Source organism: uncultured Cetobacterium sp. (assembly GCF_947038635.1).
GTDB lineage: Bacteria > Fusobacteriota > Fusobacteriia > Fusobacteriales > Fusobacteriaceae > Cetobacterium_A.
Window position 1 is genome coordinate 1 of record NZ_CAMQXC010000125.1, and the last position, 6332, is coordinate 6332.

Consider the following 6332-nt stretch of genomic DNA (forward strand, 5'->3'; position numbering starts at 1 on the left):
CGTGGGCTCGGAGAAGTTTATAAAAGACATATAGTATATCGTTTTAAAAAAATTTATTTCATATATAAAAAAATAAAAAAAAAATTAGAAAAAAGGAGTTCAGAGTGGAAAATAAAAATATTTTTATTGAATTTTCTAAAAAACTGAGTAAAAAAGAGAGAGACTTTTTAAGATCAGTTGATATTAACAGTAGCTCAGTTACTGTTCATTTAGAAAGGCTTTATAAAATATTTGAAGTTAAAGAGGAACCAAAAATTATGGAATTAGAAAAGCTTTTATTTAAGTTTTTTTCTAAAAATATAGTTATCACTGATTCAAATCTAAATTTAAAAAAAAGATTCAATATTCTAAATAGTTATTTTTTTGAAAAAGATTATGTATCCTTTGAATTTTCATCACATATATTAGATGAAAAAATCAAAAAAATACTTAAGTTTAAAGAAAGGTACTCATATAGATTTTATCAAGAGATTCTAAATAGTGAAAAAAACATTTTAAATATTTCAATGAATAGTTTAAGAGATCTATTAGATATTCAAGAGACATATGATAGATTCTATGATATTGAAAAAAATCTCTTAAAACCCATTTTTAAAGATCTTATAACTATTGGAGAGCTTGATATTGAATATGAAAAAAATAAAGTTGGAGAATATAAAAGTGCTAAAATTTTAGGAATTAAAATTGTAAAAGATTATAAAAGTAGTGAAAACAATGAGGTTAAGCCTATTTTTTCTTTAACTAAAACTTTTAAAAATCTTTTTGAGCTTCATAGTGAACTTATGGAAATCTATAAAAAGCTTAAAGGAGATACATCATATATTTCTAACTACCATTTTAACTCTAAACTTTTAGTTAAAATATACAATATAAAAAATGATGAAACTTTAATTTATACCTACAAAGAGTTTACATTTAAAATACTATATAGAAAAGATTTACCCACAGTTATTGAGATATTTGAAAATGTTAAAGATGAATAAAGGATTAACCAATCTGGTTAATCCTTTATATTTAATTAAATCTATTTAAATATTCATCCATGTAAACAACATTTCCATTAACTCTTGAATCCTCTGCTGCAAAGGCCATTATATGACTTTCTAAAGATGTTCTTGGATTAGTTCTAGAATCCTCTTGTCTTCCTAAACAAAGATTTATAAAATCGTTCATAAGTCCTGTATCTCCTCCTCCATGTCCACCTTCTAAAACATCTGGAATAATCTCAGTTTTCTTTCCATTTGCAAAACGTCCATCTCCTTTTCCAAACTCATAAACTTCTATATTATTTTTTGCATCATTTCCTCTTATTTCACCTTTAGTTCCCATAACTTTTATTGTTCTACATACTTCGTCTGTAAAAGCACATAGATTAAATGTTACATTTACTCCATTTTCAAACTCAATTATGGAAACCATATTATCTACGACATTATTATCACACTTATAAACACATCTTCCATATTGATTGTGCTCTAAAGATTTTGTTAAAGCTTCCTCTGTTTGTATTTCACTAGCAACTAGTGTTGGCCAAGCTCCAATATTATTATAATATATTTTCTTTGGTGAATATATGCAACTATCTATATATTTACACTCTAAACATCTATCTGCTGATCCCTCTGGAGCATTTTCTTTTCTAAAGTATTTTAAATTTCCAAAAGAAGCTATTTTTTTACAAGGATTACCATTTAAAAGCCAAGATAAAATATCTAAATCATGACAACTTTTTTGTAAAATAAGAGGACTTGTTTCGTCAGAATTTCTCCAGTTACCTCTAACAAAACTATGTGCAAAGTGGAAGTTTCCTATATTTTCATTGTGTTGTATATCTACAACCTCTCCAATTACTCCACTATCTATTAATTCTTTTAATTTACTAAAAAATGGTGTATATCTAAGCACATGACAAACCATAACTTTAACACCATATTTTTCAGCCATTTTAACTATATCAATACATTCTTCAACTCTATTTGACATCGGTTTTTCTAAAAGAATATCATAGCCTTTTTTCATAGCAAGTTCCATAGGTTCAAAGTGCATATCATCACCTGTTGCTAAAATAATAGCATCACAAAATTTATCTTTTTCTAAAAATTCTTCCCAAGAATTAAATACATACTCTGGCAGAATCCCATGAGCTTTTATCATTTGATCTCTTTTTATAGAATTTGGCTCTGCTACAGCAACAATCTCTGCTTCATCACTATTTTTTAAAATAAAATTAGCATAAACATCCTTTCCTCTATTTCCTGCTCCTATTACACCGATTCTTAACATAAAACACCCTCCTATTTTGAATACGTATACATTTATTTTTAATGTGAGTATAGTACATGATTTTTAAAATGTCAAATTTTTTTCATAAAAATTTGCTTATAATAATTTTATAGAGTATTATTTTTTATATAGTTTAAAATAGGGAGGATATATGAAAAACAAACGGATGACTATGACAGAACTTGCTAATTTAGTTGGAGTATCTCAAGCTACAGTATCAAGAGCTATTAACCAACCTGAAAAAGTTAAGCCTGAAGTAAGAGAAAAAATTCAATATTTTATAGATAAATATAAATTTATTCCAAATGAAAATGCAAAAACTATGAGAGGAATAGGTAGTAAAATTCTAGGTTTTATTGTTTTTAGTTTTTCTAACTATTACTATTTAGATATGATTAAATATGCTGAAAAAGCTGCTAGAGAAAAAGGATACAGTCTTCTTGTTATGAACTCTGAAAAAAATGCTGATTTTGAATTAGATCATATAAAAATGATGTTGGCACGAAATGTAGAGGGAATACTTATAGCTCCTGTAGATGAACAAAATCTTGATTTTTTAGAAACTACCAATGTTCCATTTGTAGCTTTAAATGAGGATTTTCCTGGACATAATTATGTTACCACTTCTCTTGTTGAAGGAGGAGAGATTGCATGTCAACACCTTATTGATCAAGGTCATAAAAATATAGGTTATATTGGAGGTGATCATAAAAAATATAATCCAAAACTTGATGGTGTAAAGAAAAAATTAAAAGAATATAATTTAAATTTTAAACCTGAATTTTTTATTAAAGTTAACACAGTAACTCTTTCTGAAGAGGATATTGAAACTATTTTAAAACAAAGAAAATTACCTTGTACCGCATATGTTGCATCTAATGATGAAGTTGCTTGTTTATTTATGAAAAAAATAAATGAATTTGGTTATAAAGTTCCTGAAGATATTGCTTTAGTTGGATTTGATAATACTATTGTTTCTAAACTTCTTAATATTACTAGTATTATTCAACCTACAGAAGCCATGGTTAAAGCAGGAATTGATATTGTTTTAAATAAAGAAAATATAAAAAAAACACTTCAACTTTCCCCTGGAATTGAAATACGAAATAGTAGTTTAAAATAAATTTGACAAATCTTAATCTATGAGGTATATTTTATCAAATAATTATGAATACGTATACAATTTTAAGGGGGTATTATGAAAAAATTTATTTTATCATTATTAAGTTTAGGTCTTTTAACTTCTTTTACAGGTTGTGGTAGTGATGAAAAATCAGCTACTAATAAAGAAAAAGTTTTAAAACTTGCTCTTTGGGATGCTAATCAAAAACCTGTTATAGAAAATATGATTAGCAATTTTGAAAAAGAAAACCCTGGTGTGAAAGTAGTAGTAGAAATTACACCATTCTCTCAGTATTGGACTAAACTTGAAACTGCTGCTACTGGTGGGCAACTTCAAGATATTTTCTGGATTAACGCTCCAAACTTTACAAAATATGCTAAAGCAAATATGATTCTACCTATCCAAGATTTAGCAGATAATAAAACTATTAATACTGAAGCTTTTCCTGAAGGTATGATTAAAATGTATACCTATGACAATAAACTTATGGCCGCACCAAAAGATATTGATACCACTGCTCTTTGGTACAATAAAGAAATTTTTGATTCCTTACAATTACAATATCCTAATGATAACTGGACTTGGGATGATATGATTACAACTGCAAAGGAAATTAAAAATAAAACTGGAAACTATGGTTTAGCACTAGGTTTTTCTGGTCAAGAGGATTACTATGAAATAATATCTCAATTTGGAGGAAGAGTAATATCTCCTGATAAGAAGACTAGTGGTTTTTCAGATCCCAATACGGTAGCTGCAGTAAAAGAGATTAAACAACTTCTTGATGAAAAAGTTATTCCTAGCCTTGGAGAGATTGCTGATACTAGATCTTCTGATCTTTTCCAATCACAAAAAGTAGCTATGACATATTCTGGATCTTGGATGGTTAAACAGTATATGAAAAATGAGATTATAAAAGATAAAGTTGATTTAGCAAAATTACCTTTAAAAACTAAAGATGCTGCTATTATCCATGGACTTGGATATGCAATCTACTCTCAAACTAAACATCCTGAAGAAGCTAAAAAATTAGTTGCATATTTATCTACTAAGGATTCACATGATATTCAAGCTAAAAGTGGTATAGTTATTCCTGCTTACATTGAATCTCAAGAGATTTGGACAGATTCTTATCCAAATTTAAACTTACACGGTTACTCTAACATGTTACCTAATGGAATTGAATACCCTGCATCTTTAAATACTGGTAAATGGGAGGATGTTATGAATGAATACCTTAACAAAGTTTGGATGGGAGAGTTAACACCTGAAAAGGCTTGTGAAATCATAAATGAAAAAATGAACTCTATTTTAAAAGAGGAAGCTTAATTATGAGAAAGGATAAATTTCAAAATAGTATGTGGGCATATCTTATGATTGCCCCTTTAGTTCTTGGAATTGGAATTTTCTATATATTTCCATTTTTTCAAAACTTATATTTTAGTTTAACTAATCTTGGTGCTTTTGGACAGTTTAAATTTATTGGTTTTAAAAATTATGAAAAATTAATATATGATCCTAAAATGTATCAAGCTTTAAAAAATACCTTTGTATATGTTTTATTTTCTGTTCCTTTGGGAATAACTTGCTCTACTTTAGTTGCAACCATGTTAAATAGCAAAATTAAAGGTCTTACTATTTATAGAGTTTTGTATTTCTTACCTGCTGTTACAATGCCTACCGCTATCGCTATGGTTTGGAGATGGATGTATAATAAAGAGTTTGGTATTTTAAATCAATTTTTAAGTAATTTTGGATTTGAGCCTAGAGCTTGGTTATCAGATCCTCAAACAGCTTTATATGCCGTTATAGTTGTTGCTATCTGGTCAAATATTGGCTATAACATGGTTATACTTCTTGCTGGTTTACAAGGTATTCCAAAAATGTATTATGAAGCTGCAAAAATAGATGGAGCTGGCCCAGTTACTTGCTTTTTTAAGATAACTTTACCTTTACTGAGTCCATCTTTATTCTTCGTTACTGTAATGTCTTTTATTAATTCTTTCCAAATATTTGACTTAGTTTTTATGATGGTGAATCGAACTAACCCAGCTTTTGAAAGTAGTATGACTATAGTTTACTTCTTCTATACAAATGCTTTCCAAATGTCTGAAAGAGGTTATGCAGCAGCCATTGCTGTAGTTTTATTTATCATTATTATGGCCTTTACTTGGATTCAACTTAAACTACAAAAAAAGCTAGTTAACTATTAGGAGGAGAATATGGAGGATAAAAAAGGAAAAATTTTTCTACACATTGTTCTTATAACTGGGGTTATATTTACTTTAATCCCTTTTATCTGGATGTTTCTAACCTCTGTTAAAACTTTAGGAGAAAGTATACAGGTTCCACCAGTTATATTTCCTTCTGAATTTAAATGGAGTAACTATAAAGATGTTATGGCGACTATGCCTTTTATGAAATTCTACTATAATACAATTGTTTACACAGTAATTAGAACAATTGGACAAATTATATTCTGTTCTATGGCTGCATACGCATTTGCTAGAATTGAATTTCCATTTAGAAATACAATATTTTTATTACTGCTAGCTGTTTTAATGGTTCCTGGACAGATTTTTTTACTACCACAATATATGATAATTCAAAAGCTAGGATTATTAAATACTTTAAGTGGTCTTATTATCCCTGGTCTATTTAGTTCTTTTGGAACTTTCTTAATGAGACAATTTTTTATGACCCTTCCTAAAGAGTTGGAAGAAGCTGCAATTATAGATGGATGTAATCATTTCCAAATCTATTATAAAATTATGCTACCTCTTGTTAAACCTGGTATTGTAGCTTTAATTATAATCACAGCTCTTGCTAGTTGGAACCAACTTATGTGGCCTCTTATTGTTAATACATCTACTGATAAGATGACGCTCTCTGCTGGTCTTGCTGCTCTATCTGGACAACATGGGAC

The 6332-nt window shown here is 28.3% G+C and carries 6 protein-coding genes; 5 read left to right on the forward strand and 1 reads right to left on the reverse strand.

Features of this window, described 5'->3' with window-relative positions:
• The first annotated feature begins 104 nt into the window (after positions 1-104).
• Entirely contained in the window at positions 105-983 is an 879-nt protein-coding gene (locus Q0V08_RS09960) for a replication initiation protein (RefSeq protein ID WP_297434387.1), read from the forward strand.
• 31 nt (positions 984-1014) lie between these two features.
• Here Q0V08_RS09960 and Q0V08_RS09965 read toward each other — a convergent pair whose 3' ends face one another.
• On the reverse strand, positions 1015-2283 hold the full coding sequence (locus tag Q0V08_RS09965; RefSeq protein ID WP_297434389.1) for a Gfo/Idh/MocA family oxidoreductase: 1269 nt from the start codon (positions 2281-2283) through the stop codon (positions 1015-1017).
• A gap of 151 nt (positions 2284-2434) precedes the next feature.
• On the opposite strand from Q0V08_RS09965, the gene Q0V08_RS09970 reads away from it, so the two are divergent.
• The 4 genes from Q0V08_RS09970 to Q0V08_RS09985 all read left to right on the forward strand — a co-directional run.
• The gene (locus Q0V08_RS09970; protein ID WP_297434391.1) at positions 2435-3406 is read left to right on the forward strand and encodes a LacI family DNA-binding transcriptional regulator; all 972 of its coding nucleotides are present in this window, start codon (positions 2435-2437) and stop codon (positions 3404-3406) included.
• A gap of 75 nt (positions 3407-3481) precedes the next feature.
• Positions 3482-4735: a sugar ABC transporter substrate-binding protein gene (locus Q0V08_RS09975; protein WP_297434392.1), complete on the forward strand. Its 1254-nt coding sequence runs from the start codon at positions 3482-3484 to the stop codon at positions 4733-4735.
• A 2-nt stretch (positions 4736-4737) separates the two neighbouring features.
• A complete protein-coding gene (locus tag Q0V08_RS09980; RefSeq protein ID WP_257162886.1) occupies positions 4738-5619 on the forward strand; it encodes a sugar ABC transporter permease in 882 nt (293 codons plus the stop codon).
• A 9-nt stretch (positions 5620-5628) separates the two neighbouring features.
• A partial coding sequence (locus Q0V08_RS09985) for a carbohydrate ABC transporter permease (protein ID WP_297434395.1) occupies positions 5629-6332 on the forward strand: 704 nt, incomplete at its 3' end.

Coding starts and splice junctions, on each gene's coding strand:
- Q0V08_RS09970 (WP_297434391.1), top strand. CDS start 2,435: ATGAAAAACAAACGGATGACTATGACAGAACTTGCTAATTTAGTTGGA.
- Q0V08_RS09980 (WP_257162886.1), top strand. CDS start 4,738: ATGAGAAAGGATAAATTTCAAAATAGTATGTGGGCATATCTTATGATT.
- Q0V08_RS09965 (WP_297434389.1), bottom strand. CDS start 2,283: ATGTTAAGAATCGGTGTAATAGGAGCAGGAAATAGAGGAAAGGATGTT.
- Q0V08_RS09975 (WP_297434392.1), top strand. CDS start 3,482: ATGAAAAAATTTATTTTATCATTATTAAGTTTAGGTCTTTTAACTTCT.